24 protein-coding genes and 1 tRNA gene are annotated in these 23,234 nt (G+C 64.6%); 14 read left to right on the top strand and 11 right to left on the bottom strand.

The genetic code is table 11. From position 1 onward, the window contains the following. Positions 1 to 27: 27 nt before the first annotated feature. Positions 28 to 102 (top strand) — tRNA-Thr (locus Q0936_RS12705). 231 nt (positions 103 to 333) lie between these two features. On the opposite strand, the gene Q0936_RS12700 is transcribed toward Q0936_RS12705, so the two are convergent. Both Q0936_RS12700 and phnF read right to left on the bottom strand, forming a co-directional pair. Then, positions 334 to 1,515: an alpha-D-ribose 1-methylphosphonate 5-triphosphate diphosphatase gene (locus Q0936_RS12700; RefSeq protein ID WP_299293627.1), complete on the bottom strand. Its 1,182-nt coding sequence runs from the start codon at positions 1,513 to 1,515 to the stop codon at positions 334 to 336. A gap of 101 nt (positions 1,516 to 1,616) precedes the next feature. Continuing rightward, on the bottom strand, positions 1,617 to 2,336 hold the full coding sequence (gene phnF, locus Q0936_RS12695; protein ID WP_299142903.1) for a phosphonate metabolism transcriptional regulator PhnF: 720 nt from the start codon (positions 2,334 to 2,336) through the stop codon (positions 1,617 to 1,619). Between the two features lie 118 nt (positions 2,337 to 2,454). On the opposite strand from phnF, the gene phnG reads away from it, so the two are divergent. The 8 genes from phnG to phnN are packed head-to-tail and all read left to right on the top strand — an operon-like array spanning position 2,455 to position 7,905. After that, the gene (phnG, locus tag Q0936_RS12690) at positions 2,455 to 2,907 is read left to right on the top strand and encodes a phosphonate C-P lyase system protein PhnG (RefSeq protein WP_299293629.1); all 453 of its coding nucleotides are present in this window, start codon (positions 2,455 to 2,457) and stop codon (positions 2,905 to 2,907) included. Further along, on the top strand, positions 2,907 to 3,491 hold the full coding sequence (gene phnH / locus Q0936_RS12685; protein WP_299293631.1) for a phosphonate C-P lyase system protein PhnH: 585 nt from the start codon (positions 2,907 to 2,909) through the stop codon (positions 3,489 to 3,491). Before phnG ends, phnH begins: the two co-directional genes overlap by 1 nt. Positions 3,492 to 3,495: 4 nt before the next feature. Beyond that, entirely contained in the window at positions 3,496 to 4,587 is a 1,092-nt protein-coding gene (locus tag Q0936_RS12680; RefSeq protein WP_299293634.1) for a carbon-phosphorus lyase complex subunit PhnI, read from the top strand. A 46-nt stretch (positions 4,588 to 4,633) separates the two neighbouring features. Continuing rightward, the gene (locus tag Q0936_RS12675) at positions 4,634 to 5,491 is read left to right on the top strand and encodes an alpha-D-ribose 1-methylphosphonate 5-phosphate C-P-lyase PhnJ (protein ID WP_299142921.1); all 858 of its coding nucleotides are present in this window, start codon (positions 4,634 to 4,636) and stop codon (positions 5,489 to 5,491) included. Next, positions 5,488 to 5,877 (top strand): VOC family protein, encoded by a 390-nt coding sequence (locus Q0936_RS12670; RefSeq protein ID WP_299142924.1) that lies wholly within the window; start codon positions 5,488 to 5,490, stop codon positions 5,875 to 5,877. The genes Q0936_RS12675 and Q0936_RS12670 overlap by 4 nt, the downstream gene beginning before the upstream one ends. Beyond that, positions 5,864 to 6,643 (top strand): phosphonate C-P lyase system protein PhnK, encoded by a 780-nt coding sequence (gene phnK / locus Q0936_RS12665; RefSeq protein ID WP_299293637.1) that lies wholly within the window; start codon positions 5,864 to 5,866, stop codon positions 6,641 to 6,643. Before Q0936_RS12670 ends, phnK begins: the two co-directional genes overlap by 14 nt. Before the next feature lie 39 nt (positions 6,644 to 6,682). Then, positions 6,683 to 7,366 carry a phosphonate C-P lyase system protein PhnL gene (gene phnL, locus Q0936_RS12660; protein ID WP_299293803.1) on the top strand — a complete coding sequence of 228 codons (684 nt, stop codon included), beginning with the start codon at positions 6,683 to 6,685 and terminating at the stop codon, positions 7,364 to 7,366. Further along, positions 7,363 to 7,905: a phosphonate metabolism protein/1,5-bisphosphokinase (PRPP-forming) PhnN gene (gene phnN, locus Q0936_RS12655; RefSeq protein ID WP_299293640.1), complete on the top strand. Its 543-nt coding sequence runs from the start codon at positions 7,363 to 7,365 to the stop codon at positions 7,903 to 7,905. The genes phnL and phnN overlap by 4 nt, the downstream gene beginning before the upstream one ends. Here the strand turns inward: phnN and Q0936_RS12650 are convergent. Continuing rightward, positions 7,887 to 8,567 (bottom strand): DUF1045 domain-containing protein, encoded by a 681-nt coding sequence (locus tag Q0936_RS12650; protein WP_299293643.1) that lies wholly within the window; start codon positions 8,565 to 8,567, stop codon positions 7,887 to 7,889. The genes phnN and Q0936_RS12650 overlap by 19 nt on opposite strands. 35 nt (positions 8,568 to 8,602) lie before the next feature. On the opposite strand from Q0936_RS12650, the gene Q0936_RS12645 reads away from it, so the two are divergent. Further along, positions 8,603 to 9,745 carry an alpha-D-ribose 1-methylphosphonate 5-triphosphate diphosphatase gene (locus Q0936_RS12645; RefSeq protein WP_299142936.1) on the top strand — a complete coding sequence of 381 codons (1,143 nt, stop codon included), beginning with the start codon at positions 8,603 to 8,605 and terminating at the stop codon, positions 9,743 to 9,745. On the opposite strand, the gene Q0936_RS12640 is transcribed toward Q0936_RS12645, so the two are convergent. The 3 genes from Q0936_RS12640 to Q0936_RS12630 all read right to left on the bottom strand — a co-directional run bounded on the left by Q0936_RS12640 (position 9,746) and on the right by Q0936_RS12630 (position 14,034). After that, a complete protein-coding gene (locus tag Q0936_RS12640; protein ID WP_299293646.1) occupies positions 9,746 to 10,834 on the bottom strand; it encodes a 4-oxalomesaconate tautomerase in 1,089 nt (362 codons plus the stop codon). Further along, positions 10,831 to 12,858 (bottom strand): tripartite tricarboxylate transporter permease, encoded by a 2,028-nt coding sequence (locus Q0936_RS12635; RefSeq protein WP_299293649.1) that lies wholly within the window; start codon positions 12,856 to 12,858, stop codon positions 10,831 to 10,833. Before Q0936_RS12635 ends, Q0936_RS12640 begins: the two co-directional genes overlap by 4 nt. Before the next feature lie 63 nt (positions 12,859 to 12,921). Continuing rightward, positions 12,922 to 14,034, bottom strand: a complete 1,113-nt coding sequence (locus Q0936_RS12630; RefSeq protein WP_299142945.1) for a tricarboxylate transporter — start codon at positions 14,032 to 14,034, stop codon at positions 12,922 to 12,924. Between the two features lie 127 nt (positions 14,035 to 14,161). Here Q0936_RS12630 and Q0936_RS12625 point away from each other — a divergent pair, with 127 nt between their 5' ends. After that, a complete protein-coding gene (locus Q0936_RS12625; protein ID WP_299142948.1) occupies positions 14,162 to 14,827 on the top strand; it encodes a response regulator transcription factor in 666 nt (221 codons plus the stop codon). After that, positions 14,827 to 16,197, top strand: coding sequence for a sensor histidine kinase (locus tag Q0936_RS12620; RefSeq protein WP_299293652.1), 1,371 nt, complete (start codon positions 14,827 to 14,829; stop codon positions 16,195 to 16,197). Before Q0936_RS12625 ends, Q0936_RS12620 begins: the two co-directional genes overlap by 1 nt. On the opposite strand, the gene Q0936_RS12615 is transcribed toward Q0936_RS12620, so the two are convergent. Together Q0936_RS12615 and Q0936_RS12610 are read right to left on the bottom strand one after the other, a co-directional pair. Further along, the gene (locus Q0936_RS12615) at positions 16,179 to 17,966 is read right to left on the bottom strand and encodes a gamma-glutamyltransferase family protein (RefSeq protein ID WP_299293655.1); all 1,788 of its coding nucleotides are present in this window, start codon (positions 17,964 to 17,966) and stop codon (positions 16,179 to 16,181) included. The genes Q0936_RS12620 and Q0936_RS12615 overlap by 19 nt on opposite strands. Before the next feature lie 115 nt (positions 17,967 to 18,081). Further along, positions 18,082 to 18,498, bottom strand: coding sequence for a fasciclin domain-containing protein (locus tag Q0936_RS12610; protein ID WP_299143134.1), 417 nt, complete (start codon positions 18,496 to 18,498; stop codon positions 18,082 to 18,084). Positions 18,499 to 18,722: 224 nt separating this feature from the next. Here Q0936_RS12610 and Q0936_RS12605 point away from each other — a divergent pair, with 224 nt between their 5' ends. Further along, positions 18,723 to 19,574, top strand: coding sequence for a DUF6502 family protein (locus tag Q0936_RS12605; RefSeq protein WP_299293658.1), 852 nt, complete (start codon positions 18,723 to 18,725; stop codon positions 19,572 to 19,574). Next, entirely contained in the window at positions 19,571 to 20,536 is a 966-nt protein-coding gene (locus Q0936_RS12600) for a hypothetical protein (protein WP_299293661.1), read from the top strand. The genes Q0936_RS12605 and Q0936_RS12600 overlap by 4 nt, the downstream gene beginning before the upstream one ends. Here Q0936_RS12600 and urtE read toward each other — a convergent pair. The 3 genes from urtE to urtC are packed head-to-tail and all read right to left on the bottom strand — an operon-like array spanning position 20,533 to position 23,232. Next, complete coding sequence (gene urtE / locus Q0936_RS12595; RefSeq protein ID WP_299142963.1) at positions 20,533 to 21,240, bottom strand: urea ABC transporter ATP-binding subunit UrtE; 708 nt, start codon at positions 21,238 to 21,240, stop codon at positions 20,533 to 20,535. The two genes, Q0936_RS12600 and urtE, sit on opposite strands and share 4 nt — an antisense overlap. Then, complete coding sequence (gene urtD, locus Q0936_RS12590) at positions 21,230 to 21,970, bottom strand: urea ABC transporter ATP-binding protein UrtD (RefSeq protein ID WP_299293664.1); 741 nt, start codon at positions 21,968 to 21,970, stop codon at positions 21,230 to 21,232. Before urtD ends, urtE begins: the two co-directional genes overlap by 11 nt. Beyond that, complete coding sequence (gene urtC, locus Q0936_RS12585) at positions 21,967 to 23,232, bottom strand: urea ABC transporter permease subunit UrtC (RefSeq protein WP_299293667.1); 1,266 nt, start codon at positions 23,230 to 23,232, stop codon at positions 21,967 to 21,969. The genes urtD and urtC overlap by 4 nt, the downstream gene beginning before the upstream one ends. Positions 23,233 to 23,234 lie beyond the last annotated feature (2 nt).

Below are 23,234 nucleotides of genomic sequence, written 5' to 3'. Positions count from 1 at the left end.
GATTACGTCTAATCACCCGGCCACGGCGCTGTGGTAGCTCAGTGGTAGAGCACACCCTTGGTAAGGGTGAGGTCGAGAGTTCAATCCTCTCTCACAGCACCAGCCGTCTCTCTACCCGCAGCAATGTTGGGCCAAGTCGATCTGGTCGGTCTCGACGTACGCGCATCCTTGCAGGATACGCTGCGTGCGAGAGTTCAATCCTCTCTCACAGCACCAGACCTTCCTGTTCCGCACTAGATTGCCGCTGGCCCCTCTCGCGCATCCGCTGACGCGGATACTCTGCCGGGGCGACGCGCATTGCGAAGCAATGCGCTGGAAACAGTTTGCGAGCGCCTACTCGGCGGCGACGGAGAAGCCGCGCGGCATGCGCATCACGCGGTTGGCGACCTCACCGCACAGGTGGGTCCAGCGTCCGCCTGCCATTGTTGCTTCGATCTGGCGGGTGTCTGCGTGGATCACGGTCAGGTCGGCACGTTGGCCCGGCGTCAGGCTGCCACGATCCGACAGGCCCGCAACCCGTGCAGGTTCGGACGAGATCATTGCCCAGGCATCAGGCAGGCTGCGCAATCCGCTGTCGGACAGGGCAAAGGCCGCCTGTGCCAAGGCGGGGTAGTAATAGTCCGACACCAGCGCGTCGCAGGCGTCCTGGGCGATCAGGTCAGTGGCGGCGATGTTGCCGGATTGGCTGCCGCCGCGCACCACGTTGGGTGCCCCCATCAGCACCGGGTCATTCCAAGTCCGCGCCACGACCGCGGCACCCATGCCGGTTGGAAACTCGCACACATGCGCACCGATCATGGAAAAGCGTTCGCGGGTCGCCCCGTCGGGGTCATCGTGACTTCCATAGGTCACACCGGCGCTGTCAAAGGCGTGCGCGAGGTTGCACAGATAGCGTGGAACATCGGCATCCCGTGCCTTGGCCGCGTGGACCAGCGCCATATGTTCCTCGGGCGTGCGACCTGCCTTTTTGGCCCACAGCATGATGTCTTCGGGTTTGGCCTTGGACAGAGCCAGCGCCTCGTCGAGGTGATTGTTAAAGATCACGTAGTCGATGCCATAGGTCTCGATCGCGGCCAGCAGTCGGTCCTGCGTGTCCATGGTGTGCGTTTCGCAGCGGATCTGGATGCGCAGGTCCGTCTGCATGAAAGGCGCATAGGCCGCGTGTGCGGCCATGAAAGCCTCGGCATAGTCGGGGCCACGGTGCCCGCCTTCCCAGCTCCAGCTTTGGGCCATCCATGCGGTTGTCACGCCGTTGGCCGCCGCATCGCGGTCCGTGCCGACCAGCCCAGTGCGCAGGGGGAACGGTGCGGTTGGCCGCGGGGCCATGTGGTGTTCAAAGGCGTCGCCGTGCAGGTCGATGATGCCCGGCATCACCAGATAGCCGGTCAGATCCAGTTCGGGGACTGCGTGGTCGACGATCTGGCCGTTTTCGACGGCGAGCGGTTGGTCAACCATTGAGCGGTCTGTCAGGACGGTGGCACCGGTCAGGCGCAGGGCGGGAAGGTGCTGGGGCATGGTGATGCTCGGAGGTAAAGGGCGGGACACGGGTGTTGAAACTGCGCCAGCCTTAGCCTGTGGATATGTCGGTGACGTGACAGTGACGCCCCCGGTCCGCTCTATTCCGGGATGCCGTCGCCCAGGGTCAGCGTCACCCGGTCGCCCGCAAACCATGTGCGGCCATATTCCACCGGTGTGCCGGAGGGATCGACGTTGACGCCGACGCTGCGCAGGATCGGCGCGCCCTCGGGGATGCGCAGGTGCAGGGCTTGGGTTGCGGTGGCGGCCTTGGCCGTCAGGCGGGTCCAGGCGCGGGTGTAGTCGGGCACCCCCGAGACAGCCAGCGCCTGCGTGACCGACCCCGAAGCGGTGAGGGCGGCGGGCAGATCGGGGAACTGTTGCGCCGGAAAGATCGACTGAAAGATCGCAATGGGTTGCCCGTCGGCGAGGCTGAGCCCGTCACAGACATGCACCAGCGTGTGTGCCTGCAGGCCCAGTGCCTCGGCTTCGGCAGCGTTGGATTGTCGTGTTTCGATGGCGCGCACGTCCTTGGTCGGGCGGCGGCCTGCGGCGGCGACATTCTGGTGAAACCGCACGCGTTTGCCGATGGGGTAGTCGGTGGGTGTTTGCGCCACAAAGGCACCCGCGCCGCGCCGGGTGTGGACCGTACCGTCGGTGACCAGTGCGGACAGCGCGTGGCGCACGGTGTGGCGGTTCACGCCAAAGCGCGCGGCCAGTTGCGCCTCGGTCGGGAGTTTGTCCCCCGGCTGGTAGCGGCCGTCGGCAATTTCGCCCGAGAGCGTTGCCGCGATGGATTTCCAGATCGGTGTTCTGGCCATGGCTGTCCACTGTCACGAAAGTTTCACGCATCAGGCGATGGACGAAACCGTCCGGATCGCCTATGATTTGTCTAGTTGTATAGGAATCTCGACAACTTCGCAAGGTGTATAGATGGCCATGACAGACACAACGCAGAGCGCCCGCAAGGCTTGGCTGGGCACGTTGGCCAAGGCGCCGGCGGCGGAGATGGCGCGGCTGTGGCAGGGTGCGGGATATGCGCCCGAATACGAAGTGCTCCGCGCGCCGGAGATCGGTGCCGTGATGGTGCGCGGTCGTGCAGGGGCCGCGGGGGCGGCGTTCAATCTGGGCGAAATGACCGTCACGCGCTGTTCCGTGCGACTGGTCACCGGCGAGGTGGGCCACGGCTATGTGCAGGGGCGCGGCAAGGGCCATGCCCTGCAGGCCGCCTTGACCGATGCGCTGATGCAGTCCCCGGATGCAGCAGAGGATGTTACGACACGGATCATCGCGCCTTTGGCGCAGCAGGCCCACGCAGAGCGCAGCACCCGCGCGGCCAAGGCCGCCGCCACCAAAGTAGATTTTTTCACCATCGCCAGAGGAGAGGATTGATGCAGCAGGCCAGCCTTGCGGGCGGCTTCGCCGACCCGCCCCATCAAAGCTCCACCGCCTTTCGCGCGATCATGCAGGTCATGGCGCGCCCCGGTCGGATCGAGACCATCACCGGCGGGGCCGCACCTGCGCCCCTCTCTGGAGCGGCAAGCAGTGTGTTGCTGACGCTGGCCGACCCGGACACCGGCGTGCATCTGGCCGGGGCCTTTGACACCCAGGCGGTGCGCGACTGGATCACGTTCCAGACCGGCGCGCCCCTTGTAGCTGCACCGGCGGCGCAGTTCGTTTTGGGCGCGTGGGCGGACATTGACCTGACGCAACTGGCCATTGGCACCGCAGAGTATCCGGACCGGTCCGCGACCGTCATTGTGGAATTGCCTGCCTTGTCGCCAGAGGGTGCGATCCTGACCGGACCGGGTATCCGGGACCGCGCGACGCTTGGCCTGCCCGGCGATGTGGGCGTGTTTCAGCGCAATGCAGCGCTGTTCCCGCTGGGGGTGGATTTCATGTTCACAAGCGGGGCGCAGATTGCCGCCCTGCCCCGCAGCACAAAGGTGAGCCAATGTACGTCGAACCAGAGGTGAGCTCATGTATGTAGCGGTAAAAGGTGGCGAGAAGGCGATTGACGCGGCGCATGCGTGGCTGGCCGAGGAACGCCGTGGCCCCACGGACGTGGCCGAGCTGTCGGTGGCGCAGATCAAGGGGCAGTTGAAGCTGGCCGTGAACCGGGTGATGGCCGAGGGGTCATTATATGATCCTGACCTTGCGGCGCTGGCGATCAAGCAGGCGCGTGGTGACCTCATCGAGGCGGTGTTCCTGATCCGGGCCTACCGGACCACCCTGCCCCGTTTTGGCGGATCGGTGCCGGTGGACACCGGCGAGATGGCCTGCGACCGGCGCGTGTCGGCGACGTTCAAGGACGCGCCCGGTGGGCAGGTTCTGGGGCCGACATTCGACTACACGCACCGGCTGCTGGATTTCAAACTGGCCGCGGATGGCGAGGTGCCCGATGCACCCGAAGGCACATCAGACGGGGTGACCAAGCCGCATATCATGTCTTTTCTCGACCGCGAGGACCTGGTGCAGAAGGAGCCCGAAGGCCCGGAGGTGCCGCCCGACCTGACCCGCGCGCCGCTGGAATTGCCCGCGACGCGGGCGCTGCGCCTGCAATCGCTGACGCGGGGCGACGAGGGGTTCATCCTTGGCATGGCCTATTCGACGCAGCGTGGATACGCGCGCAACCACGCCTTTGTGGCCGAGCTGCGGATTGGGACCTGTGCGGTCGAGATGGAGATCCCGGAGTTGGGCTTTGCCATCGAGATCGGCGAGGTCGAGGTGACGGAATGCGAGACGGTGAACCAGTTTCAAGGCTCCAAGACCGAGCCGCCGCAGTTCACCCGCGGCTATGGTCTGGTGTTCGGCATGTCCGAGCGCAAGGCGATTTCCATGGCATTGGTCGACCGGGCGCTGCGCTGGGAAGAGTTGGGCGAAGACAATCTGGGCGCGCCCGCACAGGACGAGGAATTTGTGCTGTACCACGCGGACAACATTCAGGCGACGGGGTTTCTGGAGCATATCAAGCTGCCGCATTACGTCGATTTCCAGTCCGAACTGGAGTTGATCCGCAAGCTGCGCCGCGACGCCGAGGCGCGCGATGCCCACAGGGAGGCTGCGGAATGATCTGCCGTTGGTCTTTGCATATTTTTGGAACAATGAAGGTGCGGGCATGAGCGAGTACAACTTTGCCTATCTGGACGAGCAGACCAAGCGGATGATCCGGCGCGCGATCCTCAAGGGGTTGGCCATTCCGGGCTATCAGGTGCCCTTTGCCAGCCGCGAGATGCCGATGCCCTATGGGTGGGGCACGGGCGGGGTGCAGGTGTCGGCGGCGGTGATGACGCAGGCGGACGTGCTGAAGGTGATTGATCAGGGTGCGGATGACACGACCAACGCGGTGTCGATCCGCCGGTTTTTCGAGCGCACGGCGGGGGTCGCCACCACGGAGGCGACCGAAGCGGCCACGGTGATCCAGACCCGCCACCGCATCCCCGAAGTGCCTTTGAGCGAGGATCAGATCCTCGTCTATCAGGTGCCGATCCCGGAGCCGTTGCGGTTTTTGGAGCCGTCGGAGGTGGAGACGCGCAAGATGCACGCGCTTGAGGACTACGGCTTGATGCATGTGAAGCTGTACGAGGACATCAGCGCGCATGGGGCGATTGCCACCTCTTATGCCTATCCGGTGCAGGTCGAGGGGCGGTATGTGATGGACCCCTCGCCCATTCCGAAGTTTGACAATCCCAAGCTGGGCATGGCCGCCATTCAACTTTTTGGCGCAGGTCGTGAGCAGCGTATCTATGCGCTGCCGCCCTATACGCAGGTGGTCAGTCTGGATTTTGAGGACCATCCGTTTGAGCCGTCCAAGGCCGATCATCCCTGTGGTCTGTGCGGGGCGACGGACAGCTATCTGGACGAGTTGATCGTGGATGATGCGGGGGGGCGGATGTTCATGTGTTCGGACACCGATTACTGCCAGGCCCGCCGCGCGGCGGGGCATGTCGGAGCATTGGCGGAGGACGCAGCATGAGCACGTTGGGCATTGATCACCTAGGGCTGACGGTGTCGGATCTGGCCGGATCGCGCGCCTTTTTCGTCGACTGTCTGGGGTGGACGGAGTTTGGGGGCAACCCGGACTATCCGTCGGCCTATGTCACGGACGGGCACGCAAAACTGACGCTATGGCAGCAACGCGGTGCCACGGGGTTTGACCGGCACGAGGCGGTTGGCCTGCACCATACGGCACTGAAGGTTGCGGACCGCGCCACGCTGGATCAGCTGTTTGCGCAGGTGCGTGACTGGCCCGGTGTCGCGGTCGAGTTTGCGCCCGAGCCGTCCGGCAAGGGCCCCAAGGTGCATTTCATGATCCGTGAGCCCGGCGGCACGCGGTTGGAGTTTTCCTATGACCCACGTTGATCCTTTGTTGCAGGTTGCGGGCCTGTCCAAATTCTACGGTGCGCGTGTCGGCTGTGCCGATGTCAGCTTTGACCTTTATCCGGGCGAAGTGATGGGCATTGTTGGCGAAAGCGGGTCGGGCAAGTCCACGTTGCTGAACTGTATGGCGGGGCACATGCCATCCGACACGGGGCGCGTGATGTTCGACACGCGCGCGGAGGGGTTGCGCGACACGGTCACGATGTCGGAGCCGGAGCGCAGGATGCTGGGGCGTACCGATTGGGCGTTTGTCCACCAGCACGCGCGGGACGGGTTGCGTATGAACGTCAGTGCGGGCGGCAATGTGGGCGAGCGGCTGATGGCGGTGGGCGCGCGCCACTACGGAGGCATTCGCAGCACTGCGATCGACTGGCTGGGCCGGGTCGAGATTGCCGAGGACCGTGTGGACGACCGCCCGCGCCAGTTTTCGGGTGGCATGCAGCAGCGTTTGCAGATTGCGCGCAACCTCGTCACAGGCCCTCGGCTGGTGTTCATGGATGAGCCGACGGGGGGGCTGGATGTGTCGGTGCAGGCGCGTCTGTTGGACCTGTTGCGCGGGCTGGTCCGCGAGATGGGGCTGAGTGCCATCATCGTCACCCATGACCTGGCCGTTGTGCGTCTGTTGGCCGACCGGCTGATGGTGATGAAGGACGGGCATGTTGTTGAAACCGGCCTCACCGATCAGGTGCTGGACGATCCGCAACACGCCTATTCGCAGCTGCTCGTGTCGAGCGTGCTGCAGGTCTGAGCCCGAAACCCGAATGTACTGGACCCCGAGAACATGACCATGATCCGAGTGGAAGACGTCGACAAACGCTTTGTGCTGCACAACCAGAACGCTGCGGTGATCCCGGTTATGGCGGGTGCGTCGCTGGCCGTGGCACCCGGTGAGTGCGTGGCGCTGGTGGGCGCATCGGGGGCGGGGAAATCCACGCTGATGCGGATGATCTACGGCAATTACACGGCGCAGGCGGGGCGCATCATGATCGGTGACGTGGACGTGGCCAGCGCGCCGCCGCGTGACATTCTGGCCCTGCGCCGCGAAACGTTGGGGTATGTCAGCCAGTTTCTGCGGGTTGTGCCACGGGTGCCGACGCTGGACGTGGTGGCCGAGCCGCTGCGTGTGCTGGGTGTGGATGCGGCACAGGCCGAGGCGCGCGCACGTGATCTGCTGACCATGTTGAACATCCCCGAGCGGCTGTGGGCGCTGAGCCCCACGACCTTTTCGGGTGGCGAACAGCAGCGGGTGAACATCGCGCGCGGGTTTGCCCATGATTACCCGGCGTTGTTGCTGGATGAGCCGACGGCGAGCCTGGATGCGACCAACCGTGCGGTGGTTCTGGACCTAATTGACGCGGCCAAGGCGCGCGGTGCGGCGATTGTGGGGATTTTCCACGACGATGCCGCGCGGGCGCGGGTCTGTGACCGCGAAGTTGACGTGAGCGCGTTCACGCCGCGGGCTGCGTCGTGAGTGGCCGCCTGATTGCGGTGGTCGGGCCGTCGGGCGTTGGCAAGGACACGGTGATGGCCGCGCTGGCCGCAGCCGTGCCCGCATTGGGGCTGGTGCGGCGCGTGATCACCCGGCCCGCCGACGCGGGTGGCGAAGATTTTGACAGCGCGACCCAAGCGGCATTTGCCGAGATGCAGCAGGCTGGGCATTTTGCCCTGTCCTGGGCCGCGCATGGGTTGCAATACGGTATTCCCGCCACTGTGGATGTCGAATTGCGCGGCGGGCGGGACCTGCTGGTCAACCTATCGCGGGCCGTTCTGCCACAAGCGCAGGCGCGGTTTGACAAGCTGATCGTGCTGTCACTGACGGCGTCACCCGACGTTCTGGCCGCACGGTTGGGTGCGCGGGGGCGCGAGGATGCCGCCGAGATCGCCGCGCGCCTTGCACGTGCGGGTGCGGGCATACCCGAAGGTATCGACGCCCTCACAATCGACAATTCCGGCCCGTTGGATCAAACCATCAGGGCCGCGCAAGCCGCCCTCTATCCGGTGAGGGTGTAGCGATGGATCTGGTGAAACCGGCCCTCGGCATCCTCGCCCAGCAGAGTCAGTCCGTCGATCACGTAGGGTGCCAGGTCCAATGGGGCCAAATGCTCCGACAGTGCGGCTTCGGCCGCTGCGGCCGTGGGTTTGTCCAACTTGCCGCTCAGCGTCAGGTGAAAGCGGAACTGGTCCAGCACGTAAGGATAGCCCCAGCGCACGAGGTGGGCGTCCTGTGCGGGCGACAGCCGGGCAGCGCGGCGTTTGGTCAACTCGGCCTGCGTTGGCGGGGCGCGGAAGGCGTCCAGCTCTTGCACCGCGCGGGCGGCCAAGGCACCCAAAGCGGCGGTGTCACCCGCCGGCACCAGCGCCAGAAACCGACCCAGTCGTGCCAGCACAAGCGCATCCAGCGTCACAGGCTGCGCCGTCTCGCACAGACGCGCCAGCGCGTCTTGCAGGTCATCGGCATGATGCCCCTCGGCCAGCCGAAAGGGCGGTTTGATTGTGCCGTGAAAACCGTATTTGCGCGGCGTGTCCGTGACCCCGGCCACATCGATGCCGTCTACATCCGGGTGCGGGCGCGTGGCCCCGGCGGCACTGTCCCAGCCCAGCCAGTGCGCCCCAAAGTCGGCCAGCGGCGTGCCCGAAGCGGGCGTGTAGTAGATGGCATAGCGCGTAAACATACCCCAACCCTTTTGCAGTTCGAGATGACAGCCACATGACACAAGACACAACGCTCGCCAACGCCCGACTGGTCCTGGGCACCGAGGTGGTGACCGGCCACCTGGTGCTGCGGGATGGCAAGATCGCCGAGATTGGCACAGGGGCTGCCGTGCCGCGCGGAGCGCTGGATTGCGGCGGCGACTATCTGATCCCCGGCCTGATCGAATTGCACACCGACAACCTGGAGCGTCATATCTCGCCCCGGCCCAAGGTGCCGTGGCCCCATGGCCCTGCGATCCTGGCCCATGACCGCGAATTGGCCGGGTGCGGCATCACCACGGTGTTCGACGCGCTGCGGGTCGGGTCGATCCCGTCGGGCAAGGCGCGCTACAAGAAATACGCGCGCGCGTTGGCGACCGAGCTGTTGGATCTGCGGGCGCGCGATGTGCTCAAGATCAGCCATTTCCTGCACCTGCGGGCGGAAATCTGTTCGGAGACGCTGGCCGATGAGTTGACGGAATTCACGCCCGAGGACCGGGTTGGCATTGTCAGCCTGATGGACCACACGCCCGGCCAGCGCCAGTTCCGCGACATGGACAAGATGAAGGCCTATGTCATGGGCAAGAACAGCCTGAACGACGCCGAGTTTGAAGAGCATGTCGCGCGCCTGCGTGGCGTGCAGGCCCGGCTGGGTGCTGCGCATGAGGCGGCAGGTGTGGCGGCGTGCAGGCGGTTGGGTGCGGTGCTGGCCAGCCATGACGACACCACCGCCGATCAGGTGACGACCTCTGCCGGGCACGGTGTGGCGGTGGCCGAATTCCCCACCACGGTCGAGGCGGCCGAGGCCTGCCGGGCCAGTGGCATTGCCATCATCATGGGCGCGCCGAACCTTGTGCGCGGCGGGTCGCATTCGGGCAATGTCGCGGCGCGGGATTTGGCGGAACGGGACCTCTTGGACATTCTGTCGTCGGATTACGTGCCTGCGGCTTTGCTGATGTCGGGGGTGCAGCTTGGCCTGTTGTGGGGGGACATGGCGCGGGGCATTGCAACCGTGACCGCGAACCCGGCGCAGCATGTGGGGTTGACGGATCGGGGGCGTCTGGCGCCAGGGCTGCGTGCGGATATTGTGCGCTTTGCCGATCTGGACGGGGTGGCCGTGGCCCGGCAGGTCTGGAGCCGGGGCGTGCAGGTCGCCTGATCAGCCCGCCCAGATGGCGCGCGGGATCATCACGTCCCCCCGCGCCAGGAGGCGCGCGGTGCGGGTCACACCGGCGGAGACAAAGTCGAACCCCTCCGGTCCGTTTTCAAACTGGACGCGGACGTCCATCAGGCCCATGGGGTGTTCGATGCGGAAGGTCGCGGGTGACGCGGTTGGCGGGTCAATGAGGCCCTCAGCCACTGTGCCGGGTGCCAGCGCACAGGCCGCAAGACATTGCGAGCCAGTCACGGCCAATGTGGGGTGGGTTGTCCACGGCATGAAATAGCGCGCGGCCATGTCACCGCCCTGTGCCGGAGCTGCGATCAGCCCGACCTTGGGCACCACGGATTTGGTCACGTCGCCAAAGCCCATGCGCTTGCCCGCCTCGAGGCGCAGGGCTTCGATCCGCGCGAACAGCGCGGTGTTTTCGTCCAGTTCGGTCTGGCTTTCGTAGCCGGTGATGCCCAGATCGGCGGCGCGGGCCATCATCATCGGCATGGCCACGTCCACGCAGCTGACCTCGATCCCGTCAATGACGTCGATGGGCTGGCCGGTGGGAAATAGCTTGCCCGTGCGCGACCCGACCACTTCCATGAAGTTGAGCGGAATGGGTGCGGCAGACCCCGGCACGCCGTCAATCGCGGTGTCGCCGTCATAGACCACGTGGCCGCCGGGGGTCTGCACCTCGGCCTCGACCAATGCGCCGGTGTTGACGGCGCGGATGCGGACCCGCGTGACGTCGCCGGTGACCGGGACCAGCCCCATTTCGATGGCTGCGGGGCCCACGCCCACGAGGATGTTGCCGCAGGTGGGTGAAAAGTCGACCTGCCGATCCTCGACCGCGACCTGGGCAAAGAAGTAGTCGATGTCCGCTGCCGGGTCCTCGGACACGGACAGCATCGCGACCTTGGTGGTCACTGCATTGCCGCCGCCCAGCCCGTCGATGTTGCGCGGGTTGCCCGCGCCCACGGCGCTGCACAGGACTTCTGCGAGCGTTTCGCGGTCGTCGGGCAGGTCGGCGCGGTTGAAGTAGGGCCCGCGCGACGTGCCGCCCCGCATGAACAGGAAGGGGATCGCCGTCTGGGTCATGTCAGCGGCCATGGCAGATCGACATATTCCTGCAAAAGCCCCGGCGGGAAATCGCGGTTCAACAGACCCGCCATGCCGCACATGAAGGCGATGCCCAGCGCGGTGTATCCGGCGGCAAAGCCCCAGCTACGCCCGGCGCGGAACCGGATGAACGTGAAGAGGAAGATCGCCAGCGCGAGGATAAAGCCCAGCAGCGCAGTCAGCGCCAGGAGCGCCGCGAACCACGCCAGTGTGGGCCAGAGGCCGTGGGCGTTTGCCTCGGCGTCCGTGACCTCGCGGTCGGCAAAGAGGGGATGTGTTTCGGGGCGCAGCATCATCTGCACCAGCAGGATCACACAGCCCACGATCGCCACCCCGGCCACAAAGGTCGGGAACACGCGGTCGGCAGAGGCATAGTCAGGGATCATCGCGGCATTGGTGAAGGCCACCAGCAGATAGCCCAGGATCACCAGCAGAAAGATCAGCGGCGCGCGTTTGGTCCCGGCCTGCACTTCGCCTTCGGCCATGATCGATTTGGCCTGACGCAGGCCCAGCACCACAGAGATCACAGTGATGATGATCAGCACGATCACGATGGGGGAGAAGATATAGTCGATGCCCTCCTCGAACCCCTTGCGAAAGCGCGACTGGGCAATCTGCACCGCCTGATTGGCGTAGGTTTCGGCGGGGTTCGACAGCACGAACCCGATAAGGAAGGCGGGGCGTGACCAGTCAAAACGGCGCATCATGATGCCCAGAAGGCCGATGCCAAAGAGCGCCACGAGGTCCATCAGGTTCTGGCCCGACTGGAAGGCGGCAAAGCTGATGATCATAAAGAGGAACGGTGCCAGCAGGCCGAAAGGCACGGTCGTGAGACGCGCAATCCCGCCTGATGCGGCGATACAGATCAGCGTGCCCACCACGTTCGCCAGTGCCAGCAGCCAGACGATGGCATAGGTGATGTCGAGGTTGTTTTTCAGCATCGAGGGGCCGACCTCGATATTGCCGGAGCCCAGCAGGGCGATGGCCCCGATAAAGATCGCCATGGAACCGGAACCGGGAATGCCAAAGAGCAGCGTGGGCACGAGGCCGCCGCCTTCCTTGGCGTTGTTGGAACTTTCGGGGCCGATCACGCCGCGCACCTCGCCGCTGCCGAACTTGGACTTGTCCTTGGTCGTCTGGACGGCGTGACCATAGGCGATCCAGTCCACGACCGACCCGCCAAGGCCGGGGATCACACCGACGATGACACCGATAATGGAACAGCGCACGGACAGCCAGATGTTGGCGAACCAGTCCTTGACCCCCACCAGCCAGCCACCGCCCAGCGCGGAGCGGTCGGAGATGGCGCGGTCCTGCCGGAGGAGTGCGACGATTTCGGGGATGGCAAAGATGCCGAGGCCCACGATCACCAGTTTGAACCCGTCCGCGAGGTAGGGCATGTCATAGGTCGCCATACGCAGCGCGCCTGCGCTGTCGCCCTCGCCGATGGTTCCGATCATCATGCCGAGGCCTGCGGCCGCGATGCCCTTGATCGCGACACGACCTGCGAGGATGCCGACCATGGACAGGCCAAAGATGGTGATCATCAGCAATTCGGGCGTGCGGAATTCCAGCACGATGGGGCGCGCCACGAGGATAAAGACAGTGAGAAAAGCGGCCCCGACAAGACCGCCAAAGAGCGACGAGGCAAAGGCCGCAGACAGCGCGCGCGCCGCTTCGCCCTTTTTGGCCATGGGAAAACCATCCAGCACGGTGGCCTGACTGGCCGATGATCCGGGTATCCCCATTAGGACGGAGGCAAAGGTGTCAGAGGTCGGCACCACGGCGACCATGCCGATCATCAGGGCAAGGCCCAGCACCGGGTCCATCCCGAACATGAACGGCAGCAAGAGCGACAGGCCCGCAATCCCCCCCAGACCGGGAAAGACGCCGACGCACAGCCCCATCACAACACCCAGAACGAGATACCCCAGAACGATGGGCTGAAAGATAAGGCTCGCCGCATCGCCCAGCGCGGGCATGGCAACCGTCATGAAATCCATGGCAAAAAATCCCCGATTGGGCGACAGGTCCCCCCGCCCGAACGGGCGGGGGGCTGTATCAGATCACTTCAGCGAAACGCCGTAACGGTCTTTGAGCCACGTGGTGACAAAGGTCTTGGCGGCCTCTGGCACCGACGTGGCGCTGTTCAGCGCGCCAGTGGCGGCGTCACCTGTCATCTGGGGGTATTTGCCCAGACGTGCGCCCGAAATCTCGGCAAAGTCAGCGCGTGCTTTGACCGCCTCAAAAGCTGCGGTGTAGGTCACAATCGCATCGTTGGATGCGCCTGCGGGCAGGAACACCATCTTTTGCGCCGGGAAACCCGCGATAAAGAACGCTTTCCAGGCGTCCCACTTTTCGCCGCTGGTCTCACAACCGTCTGTTGCCTCGCACACCTCTTTGAAGGTTGGCATGTCGGGGAAGGTCGGATCGCGCACGACATTGCCGTCCGCATCCAGCGCACCCCAGGACATCATCGGCACGGCGGTGCCTGCCTCGACCAGCGGTGTCACACCTTTGAGGTAGGACGAGGACGTCTGGTAGTCGATGTTGGCTTCGCCACGTTCAAACATCAGACGGCCATCGCCACGGCCCTTGATGCCGAACACCGGCTCGACGTTCAGGCCCAGCATTTCCCATGCCAGCAGCGGCACGAGGTCGAGACGCGTGGCGCCCTGGCTGCCGTAGATGAAGTCTTCTTCCTTGAGGCCGGAGGCGTCCATGCCGTCCATCTTGGCCGCCAGTTCGGGCGGCAGATAGGCGACGCCGCCTGTGCCGGAGGCCAGCACGACATTCCAGTCGTTGTATTCATAGCGCACGCGCGGATCACCCAGCAGGTAGGGGAATTGCGTCGAGCCGGACGAGCCGAAGATCAGCGTGCCTTCGCTGTCGTCATAGGATTGTTCCTGGAACCAGTTGGCGCCTTTGGTCGAACCTGCACCCGGCATGAATTTGACCACGACGGTGGGTTGGCCCGGCAGAGCCTCGGACAGAAGTGGCGCGTAGAAGTTCGCCCATTTCGCCGAACCGCCGGTTTCCGAGAACGGGATCACCCATTCGACGGTTTTGCCCGCCAGATCGATGCCATGCCCACCGGCCACGGCGTTTGTTGCAAGGCCAAAGGTGGCGGCAGCCACGGCGCCTATGACGGCCGCGGGGGCCGTTTTCGTGTAAGTCATTGTTTTCCTCCCAATGTGCGCGACCTCCTCCACGGGGCCGCTGTCACGAATCGACGGGATTGCCCCGCCGCATGTGACAGAGTTAACTGTCGAAGCTTGCGTGAAGCTAACGGGCCGGAAAATTCTGATGCGTATTGCCATCATCGAAGACAATATGAGCGTGGCCAAGGGCATCGCCTACCGTCTCGAAGACCGGGGACATGCGACCGACCTGATCCATGACGGGGCGGATGCCGATACGTTTTTGCAAAGCGATTCCAATGATTTGATTGTTCTGGACGTGAACCTGCCCCAGATTGACGGGTTGACGGTTTTGCGCAATCTGCGCGCGCGTGGCGACGTCCGGCCCGTGCTGTTGCTGACCGCGCGTGCCGAGATCGAGGCCCGTGTTGCGGGACTGGATGCAGGGGCCGACGACTATTTGACCAAGCCGTTTGACATGGATGAGCTGGAGGCGCGCATCCGCGCGCTGTCGCGCAGGCGGGCTCAGCCGATCGAAACCGGGCACCGTTTCGGGCCGCTGGTATTCGACACCCAGAGCCGGACCTTGCAGGCGGCGGGTGCTGCACTTGACCTGCCCCGGCGCGAGCTGGCTGTGGTTGAAACGATGATGTCCGCACGCGGCCGCGTCGTGTCCAAGGCCGATCTGATCGAGCACGTCTACGGCACCGGCGCAGATGTCGAAGACAGCGCCATCGAAGTGCATGTGTCACGCCTGCGCAAACGGTTGCGGCCACACAAAGTGGACATTCGCGCGCAGCGGGGTCTGGGTTACCGGCTGGAGGAATTGTGATGGGTCGTTCGCTGCGCCTGCGACTGTTCACGATCATTCTGGCCCCGCTGTTGGTCATTGCCGTGATCGCGGGCGTGTGGCGCATGAACGAGGCACGACAGACGGCGCAGGACCTCTATGACAATTCGCTGTTGATCACAGGTCTGGCGGTGTCGCGGGATGTGGCGTTGGCCGATGGGGACCTGATTTCGCCCGAGACCGAAGCGTTGCTGGCCGACACTGCGGGTGGATTGGTGCGCTACCACGTTTATGCGCCCGACGGTGTGTTCGTGACAGGCTATGCCGTGCCGCCGGTGCCGACCGAGGCCGACACTGTGCAGGACGAGGCCTATGCGTTTTACGACGCCGTCTATAAGGGGCGGGATGTGCGGGTGTTGCGCCTGAAATACGTCACGCAGATTGACGGGTTTTCCGGCACGTTCACCGTGACCCTGTGGCAGGATCAGGCTGTGCGGCAGGGTTTTGTCACAGCACTTGGTTATCGGGCGCTGGCGCTGATTTCGGTGTTGGTGCTGACGGCGGCGCTGATGGTGTGGTTTGGGGTGAATGTGGGCTTGAAACCGCTGCTGGACCTTGAGGATGCGATTTCACGCCGTAACCCCGAAGACCTGAGCCCCATTCGCCGCCGTGTGCCCATTGAGACGCGCGGCATCGTGGAACGTCTGAACCGTTTGTTTGGGCAGGTCAGTCAATCCATGGAGGCGCAGTCGGCCTTTATCTCGGACGCATCGCATCAGTTGCGCAATCCCATTGCGGGTGTTCGTGCGCTGGGCGAGGCGATCCTGACGGCGCGGTCGCTGGATGCGGCCAAGGCGCGGGCGGGGGATCTGGTGACGGCGGCCGAGCGGGCCAGCGATCTGGCCGAGAACCTGATGACGTTGGAGCGCGCACGTGCTGCACAGGTGGATGCCACGCGCCCGGTGGACGTGGCCCAGTTGCTGCGCAGCACCATCGCAGATTTCGAAGGTCGCGCGGCCCGGATGCATGTGCGCCTGACGCTGCGCGGCGCTCAGGACCAGATGGTCGTGCGGTTGGACAGCACCATGGTGCAGGAGGCGATCAAGAACCTGATCGACAATGCCTTGCTGCATGGCGGGCCGGGCCTGAGCGCGGTTGACGTAACGCTGGCGGCGGATCACGAGGTACGGATCACGGTGGCGGATGACGGTCAGGGCGTGCCGCCGGGCGACTTTCCCAAGATCCTCGCGCGGTTCGGTCAGGCGGACCCAAGCGACGGCAGCGGCCTTGGCCTGTCCATCGCAGAGGTGGTCGCCAACCGGCACGGCGGCGCATTAACCCTGGATGCGGTCACGGCGGGCTTTAGCGCGTCGATGCGCCTGCCGCGCGACGCTCAGCGCCCCATCGCGTAGGCCTGCATCAAGCGGGGCGTGGCCGCCGCCTTGACCAGACCGTCCGGCGCATGCTGCGCGGCGGTCAGACGCCCGACGGTCCACGGCTCTGCCACTTCGAGGGCGTGGCCCTTGGCGCGCAGGGCGTCCAGTGTCGCCTCGGCAAAGTGCGGTTCGGCCATCAGGTGACCGGCGCGCATGCCACGGGGATAAAAGCTGGCCTGTAGGTGTCCGGTGTGGAACAGCGGCGCGTCTATCGCCTCTTGCAGGTTCATGCCGTGGTGGACGTGGCGCAGGAAAAACGCGAGCTGCCATTGGTCCTGCTGATCGCCGCCAGGCGTGCCAAAGGCCAGCGCGCGCCCGTCCGCGTGCAGTGCCATGGACGGTGACAGGGTGGTGCGCGGCCTGCGGCCCGGTGCCAGCGACGTGGGCAGGCCCGGCGTCAGCCAGAACATCTGGGCGCGGGAGTTCAGCGGCACGCCAAGGCCCGGCACCACCGGGTTGGATTGCAGCCACCCGCCCGAGGGCGTGGCCGAAACCATGTTGCCCCATTGATCAACCACGTCGATGTGCACCGTGTCGCCCTTGCGGTTGGTCAGGTGCGCCATCGTCGGCTCGCCCCCGCCGGTTCCGGTGTCCTGCGGGACCACGCGGCCCGCGCGCGTGTGATAGGCCGCGAGCGGGATTTCATAGCCCGAGATGACGCCCGGACGGTGATCATGGGTCGCCTGATCCGTGATGTCGGCCCGGTGCGCGTCGGCGTGGGCATCAGACAGCAGCGCCGCAAGCGGGATATCGGCGTGATCCGGGTCGCCGTAGTAGACCTCGCGATCCGCAAAGCCGCGTTTCAGCGCCTCGGTCACAAGGTGGACAAAGTCTGGCCCGTTCGGGTCCATCTCGGCCAGCGGGTCGTTGCGCAGCATTTGCAGGCATTGCAACAGCACCGGCCCCTGGGTCCACGGCCCGCATTTGTGGACCTGCCAACCGTGGTGGTCCACGGATACGGTCGGCTCGTAGCTGGCGGACCACTGCGCCATGTCATCGCCCGTCAGCACACCGCGTCGACGCTCGCCCGTGCCATCCATAACGCAGGCGTCGGACATATAGGTGTCGATCCGTTCGGCCACGAACCCGCTGGCAAAGGCACGCCGGGCCGCGTCGATCCCTGCCACGCGATTGGGCGCCGCATCCGCCTCTTGAGCCAGTTGGTCCCAGACATCCGCAAGCTGCGGGTTGGCAAAGAGTGTTCCAGCGGCAGGTGCCTTGCCGCCTGGCGTCCAGACCTCGGCAGAGGTGGGCCATTCGGCGGCGAAAAACGCGGCCTGCCCCGCGATGGTATTGGCAACGCGCGGCAGAACGGGATGGCCCGCGCGTGCGTAGTGAATGGCGGGTGCAAGGATATCGCGCAGAGGCAAACGCCCGTGATCGCGCAGCATCAGCATCCACGCATCAAAGGCGCCCGGCACCACAGTAGCCAGCAGGCCGGAGCCGGGGATCAGGTCCAGCCCTGCATCGCGGTAATGTTCGATGGTTGCCCCTGCGGGCGCGACCCCCTGCCCGCACAGGGCAACCGGGTCCTCGCCCGCCACGCGCAGGATTGCGGGCATATCACCCAAGAGGCCGTTCAAATGCGGCTCGACCACATTCAGGACAAAGCCGACCCCGGCTGCGGCATCAAAGGCGGTGCCGCCCGCCTCGAGCAGCTTGAGCCCCACGGCTGAGGCCAGCCAATGCGTTGAGGTCACCATGCCAAAGGTGCCGGACAGTTCTGGGCGGGTGGTAAAGGTCATGGGCGGCTCGGACAGTTGGGCAAGAAGGGGATTTTCGCCCAACTGTCGCCTGTGCCGCGCAAGGATGCAAAAGCAAAAGGGCGGATGGGTTAAATTGGCACCCGCCCGCCGCGCATCAGGGCAGCAGCACCCGGTCAATCACGTGGATCACGCCGTTGGAGGTCAGGATGTCCGCCTGTATCACGTTGGATTTCTCGACTTTGACGCCGTTGCGCCCGTCGATATGCACGTTTGCGCCATTTACGGTCGCGACGCTCAGGCGCTTGCCCGCGAGGTCAGCGGCCAGGGTCTGACCCGGCACCACGTGATAGGTCAGGATGGCGGTGAGCTGGTCCTTGTTCTCGGGCTTGAGCAGGTTCTCGACCGTGCCTGCGGGCAGTTTGGCAAAGGCCGCGTCGGTTGGCGCAAAGACCGTGAAGGGGCCGGGCGATTTCAGGGTGTCGACCAGACCAGCCGCCTGCACGGCGGCCACCAGCGTGTTGAACGAACCGGCGGCGACGGCGGTGTCCACGATGTCCGGTTCGCTGGTCATCTCGGCGCAAGCACCCAGTGCCGCAAAAGTCGCGCCTACGACAGTCATCTTCATAAAGGAACGGCGTTTCATGTTGATCTCCTATTTCAGTCCCGGAAGCGCGCACGGCCACGGTTCGGTTTTCATAAATGGGAATATTTCCCACAAACGGCGAAATGACGCATGGCCCGAAAATATCAAGGATAGGCGTGGAATTTTTTTCCACACAACATTAGATTGGCACCATGAACATTGGGGGAAACCACACGCCATCAGACGCTTTCTTACGCGTTCTCAGAGGGTTACTGCGCCCGCTGGTGCGTACGATGATTGCGCGTGGTCTGACGGCCCCAGTGGTGTACGGATTGCTCAAACGCGTGTTTGTCGAAGTGGCGGAGGATTCCTTTCAACTGGATGGCAAGCCGTTGACCGACAGTCGGGTGGCGATGTTGACCGGTGTTCACCGCAAGGACATCCGCACCTTTCGCTCACAGCAGGACGATGGTGCCGCCCATGCGCGCCGCAAGAGCGCCCTGCTGGCCACGGTTGTGGGCCAATGGATGTCGCACCCCGATTACACCGAGGGCGACGCACCGCGCGCCCTGCCCCGCGTGTCCGACAGCGCACCTGATTTCGAGACCCTTGTGCAGTCGCTCAGCAAGGATGTCCGCCCGCGCACCGTTTTGGACGAATTGCGAAACGCAGGACTGGTTGTCGTCGAAGAGGGCGACATGTTGCGTCTGAAGCCGCAGGCGGTTGTGGGCACCTCTGAGGCGTCGGACAAAGAGGTGTTCTTTGGCGCGAATGTCGGTGATCACATTGCGGCGGCGGCGGAAAACCTGTTGTCGGACGCGCCGCCATTTTTCGAGCGCTCGGTGTTCTACAACCAGATGACCCCGGATGCGATCGACGTGATCGAGGCATCGGCCCGCGATCAGGCGCAGAGTATGCTCGAAGACCTGAACCGGCAAAGCAGCGCGCTGCACCGCGAGGGCAAAGACGACGATACAGGGCGGCAACGATACCGCGTTGGGGTATATTTCTACCGCGAAGACGCGGCGGAGCAGCCCGAGGGCAAGGAACAGGACGCGCCGTGACACGACTGAACAGACGCCAGACATTTGCAATGCTGGGGGCCACCGCCCTCACTGCCTGCGCCCCGGCGATCCCGTTGGCGCAATTGGGCGAGGACCCGTTTGAGGGCGGCATTGGCGGCACCGGCATCGTTGGCCTGATGACCGGCACGGGCAGCGTGCTGGTCAACGGATTGCGCGTGGAACTGCCCGATCAGGTGCGCGTCTTTTTCGACGGTGCTCAGGGCAGTGCAACGCGGCTGGTGCCGGGCATGGGGCTGAGCATGGTTGCGCGCACCCGGCTGGATCGTTTCGAGGCAGTGCGGATCGATGTGGACACGCCGCTGGTCGGTCATCTGCGGCGTCACGGGAGCGGTTTTGCGGTGAATGGCACGCGGGTGCATCTGGCCACGGCTGCGTCCCTTGTGGGGCGGCGCGTGTCGGTGCACGGGATCTGGCGACCGGATGGTTCGGTGCAATCCAACCTCACCCACGCGACACAGACCACGCAGGACCGTGTGGCGGGCGTCTTGGTCGGGTCGGCCACGAGCGGCTGGTCCATCGGTCAGACGCCGCTTGTCACCGACGCGGCTGCGCGCCTGACGGCAGGCCAGTTTGCTGTGGCCCAAGGCACGTTTGACGGCACCACACTGGTCACCACGTCGGTTCAAATGGGTCGGTTCCGCGAGGGTGGCGGCACATTGCGACAACTGTCCGTCGAAGGGTTCCTGGAGCCCATCGACAGCGCACCAGGGTTCCGCGTGTCGGGACTGGGCCACAGTTTTGATCAGCGGTTGGCGCTGTCGCCCTTCGCCACGCATCGGGCCGTGTATTTTGGCCCCTATGACGGGCGGTTCCGCGCGCAGCGTGCGGTGGTCTTGCCCAATGGTACGGCCCAACGCACCGCCTTGCTGACCCCTACTGAGGGCGCACGCACAGCGGCGGGTCTGTCCGGTCCAACGGCGCAGCGGGTCCAGCGGCGCTAGACCGAGACCGCCGCCAGCAAGGTGTCGCGTGGTATCTCGTCGGCCCGGCCGCGCAGCTTTTCCGCGCCGCGTTCCAGAACGAGAAATTGATCCCCCAGCGATCTGGCAAAGTCGAAATACTGTTCCACCAACACAATCGCCATGTCACCGCGTTCGCGCAGCTGGCCGATGACGCGCCCGATCTGCTGGATGATGTTCGGCTGGATGCCCTCGGTCGGTTCATCCAGCAACAGCAGTTTGGGACGGGTCACCAGCGCGCGGGCAATCGCCAGTTGTTGTTGCTGACCACCCGACAGGTCGCCGCCGCGCCGGTGCAAAAAGTCCTTGAGGATCGGAAACAGGTCAAAGATGTCATCCGGCACCGAGCGCGATCCGCGCGGCAGGCAGGCAAAACCGATTTCCAGATTTTCGCGCACCGTGAGAAAAGGAAAGATCTCGCGCCCCTGCGGGACATAGGCCACGCCTTTTTGCGCAAGGCTATGTGCCGTGGCGCGCCCGATGTCTGTGCCGTCCAGCACATAGCTGCCGCCCGAGCGCGGGTGCGTGCCGGAAATGGCCTTGAGCAGGCTGGTCTTGCCCACGCCGTTGGTGCCCATGACGCAGGTGACCTCGCCCCGCTGGGCAGAGACGTTCACGCCGTTGAGGATCTGGCTGCCGCCGTAGTGCAGCGTCAGGTCGCGGATTTCGAGAACACTATCGGCCAAGGTACACCTCGATCACCCTTTCATCTGCGGTCACGTGGTCGAGCGAACCCTCGGCCAGCACCGACCCTTCATGCAGTACGGTGACTTTGCAATTCAGCCGCCGGACAAATTCCATATCGTGTTCCACCACCACGACGGCGCGCGTCTTGGCCGCCTGCACGAGGATGTCGGTGGTGTGCTCGCGTTCCGCAGGCGTCATGCCCGCCGCCGGTTCGTCCACCAGCAAGAGGCGGGGATCCTGCGCCAGCAACATGCCGATCTCGAGCCACTGTTTCTGGCCATGGCTCAACTCGCCCGACTTGCGGTCCAACTGGTCCGTCAGCCCGATCTCGTCCGCCAGGCGCGCCACAGCGGCGTGATCGTCGCGGGCGGGGCGGAAGCGCAAGACGGCCCAGGGGCTGCGGTCTTTCTTGAGGGCCATCATCAGGTTGTCCGCGACGCTCTGGTCCTCGAACACGGTGGGGCGCTGGAATTTGCGGCCAATGCCCGCCTGCGCGATCTGGCTTTCGGTCATCGACAGGAGCGACATGGATTTCTCACCAAAGATTGCGCGGCCTTCGTCGGGCCGGGTTTTGCCCGTGATGATGTCCATGAACGTCGTCTTGCCCGCGCCATTCGGACCGATCACGGCGCGCATCTCGGGCTCGCCGATTTGAAAAGACAGGTTGTTGATGGCCTTGAATCCGTCAAAGGATTTGGAGACGCCAGACACTTCCAAAAGCGTGTTCATTTGTCGGCCTCCTTTTCGCGTAGGGCGCTGTCATCAGGACCCAGAGCGGCGCCGTGGCGGTCGGGTGTACCCGCGGGGACAAGGTCCATCAAGCCGCCGATGCCCTTGGGCGCAAACAGCGTGACGGCGACAAAGGACAGGCCCAGCAGCACGGTCCACCAGTCGACCCATGATATCGTGTAGAAGCCCAGATTGACGTCAGGCGCTTGCCCGCCGGTGAACCATGTGGACACAAGCGACACGAAGGCCGCGCCGATCACCGCGCCATAGAGACGCCCGCGTCCGCCAATGGCGACCCACACGGCGAGGTAGATCGAGGCGATGGGTGCAATCTCGGCCGGGTTAATGATGCCCGCCTGCGGGTAGTATAACGCGCCGGCGACCGCCGCGATCACCGCGGTAAGGGTGAAGACGGTGAGTTTGTAGGCCTCGACCGAGTAACCCAGGAACCGCACACGCGCCTCGTCATCGCGTATAGCGCGTATAACGGAGCCGAATTTGCCGGACACGACCCAGGCGCACAGCAGATACCCGAGACCCAGCGCCAGCGCGGAGGCCCAGAGAAACCAGATCGAGACCACGGATTGCGGCACTGCGTCGAGGCCTGGCAGGTTTTGCAGGCCCGACAGGCCGTTGTTGCCCCGCAACCCGCTGTCGTTCTGGAAGAGGTAGAGCGAAAGGGCGAGCGTCATGGCCTGGGTCAGGATCGACAGGTAGACCCCCGTGACCCGGCTGCGGAACGCGAGCCAGCCAAAGATCAGCGCCAGCAGGCCCGGCACCACCACCACCGCCGCCAGTTGCAGCGGCAGGGAGTGGGCCAACGCCCAGATCGGTGGAAATTCGGATGCGCCGACCACGCCAAAGATCTGTGTGGCGATGCCGTCGGAAATCTCTTGGGGTGTGGGCGGCAGGGGGGCAGCGGCGAGGCTTTGGACGACGATGATTTCGGTGCGGGCGTACATCAGCCACATGCCGATTGCGTAGCCGCCGATGCCAAAGAACGCCATGTGACCGAGGCTGAGGATGCCGCAATAGCCCCAGACTAGGTCCATCGCGAGGGCCACGAGGCACAGGCACAGAGTCTTTCCCAGGGTTTTGACAAAGGAGGTGGAGATCACGCCGATGCCGAATCCTTCGGACAGGATGGTGACGCCGAGTGTGAAGAGCGCGAGGCAGGCGATGAAGATCAGCACCGAGGGGTGGCGCGTGATGACGGGGCGGGATTTTGCATATTTGGGGAACAATGAAGTTGTATCGGTCATCG

Source organism: uncultured Tateyamaria sp. (genome assembly GCF_947488715.1).
GTDB lineage: Bacteria > Pseudomonadota > Alphaproteobacteria > Rhodobacterales > Rhodobacteraceae > Tateyamaria.
The sequence above is the reverse complement of the archived record's forward strand: the minus strand, read 5'-3'. Positions and strand labels throughout refer to the sequence as shown.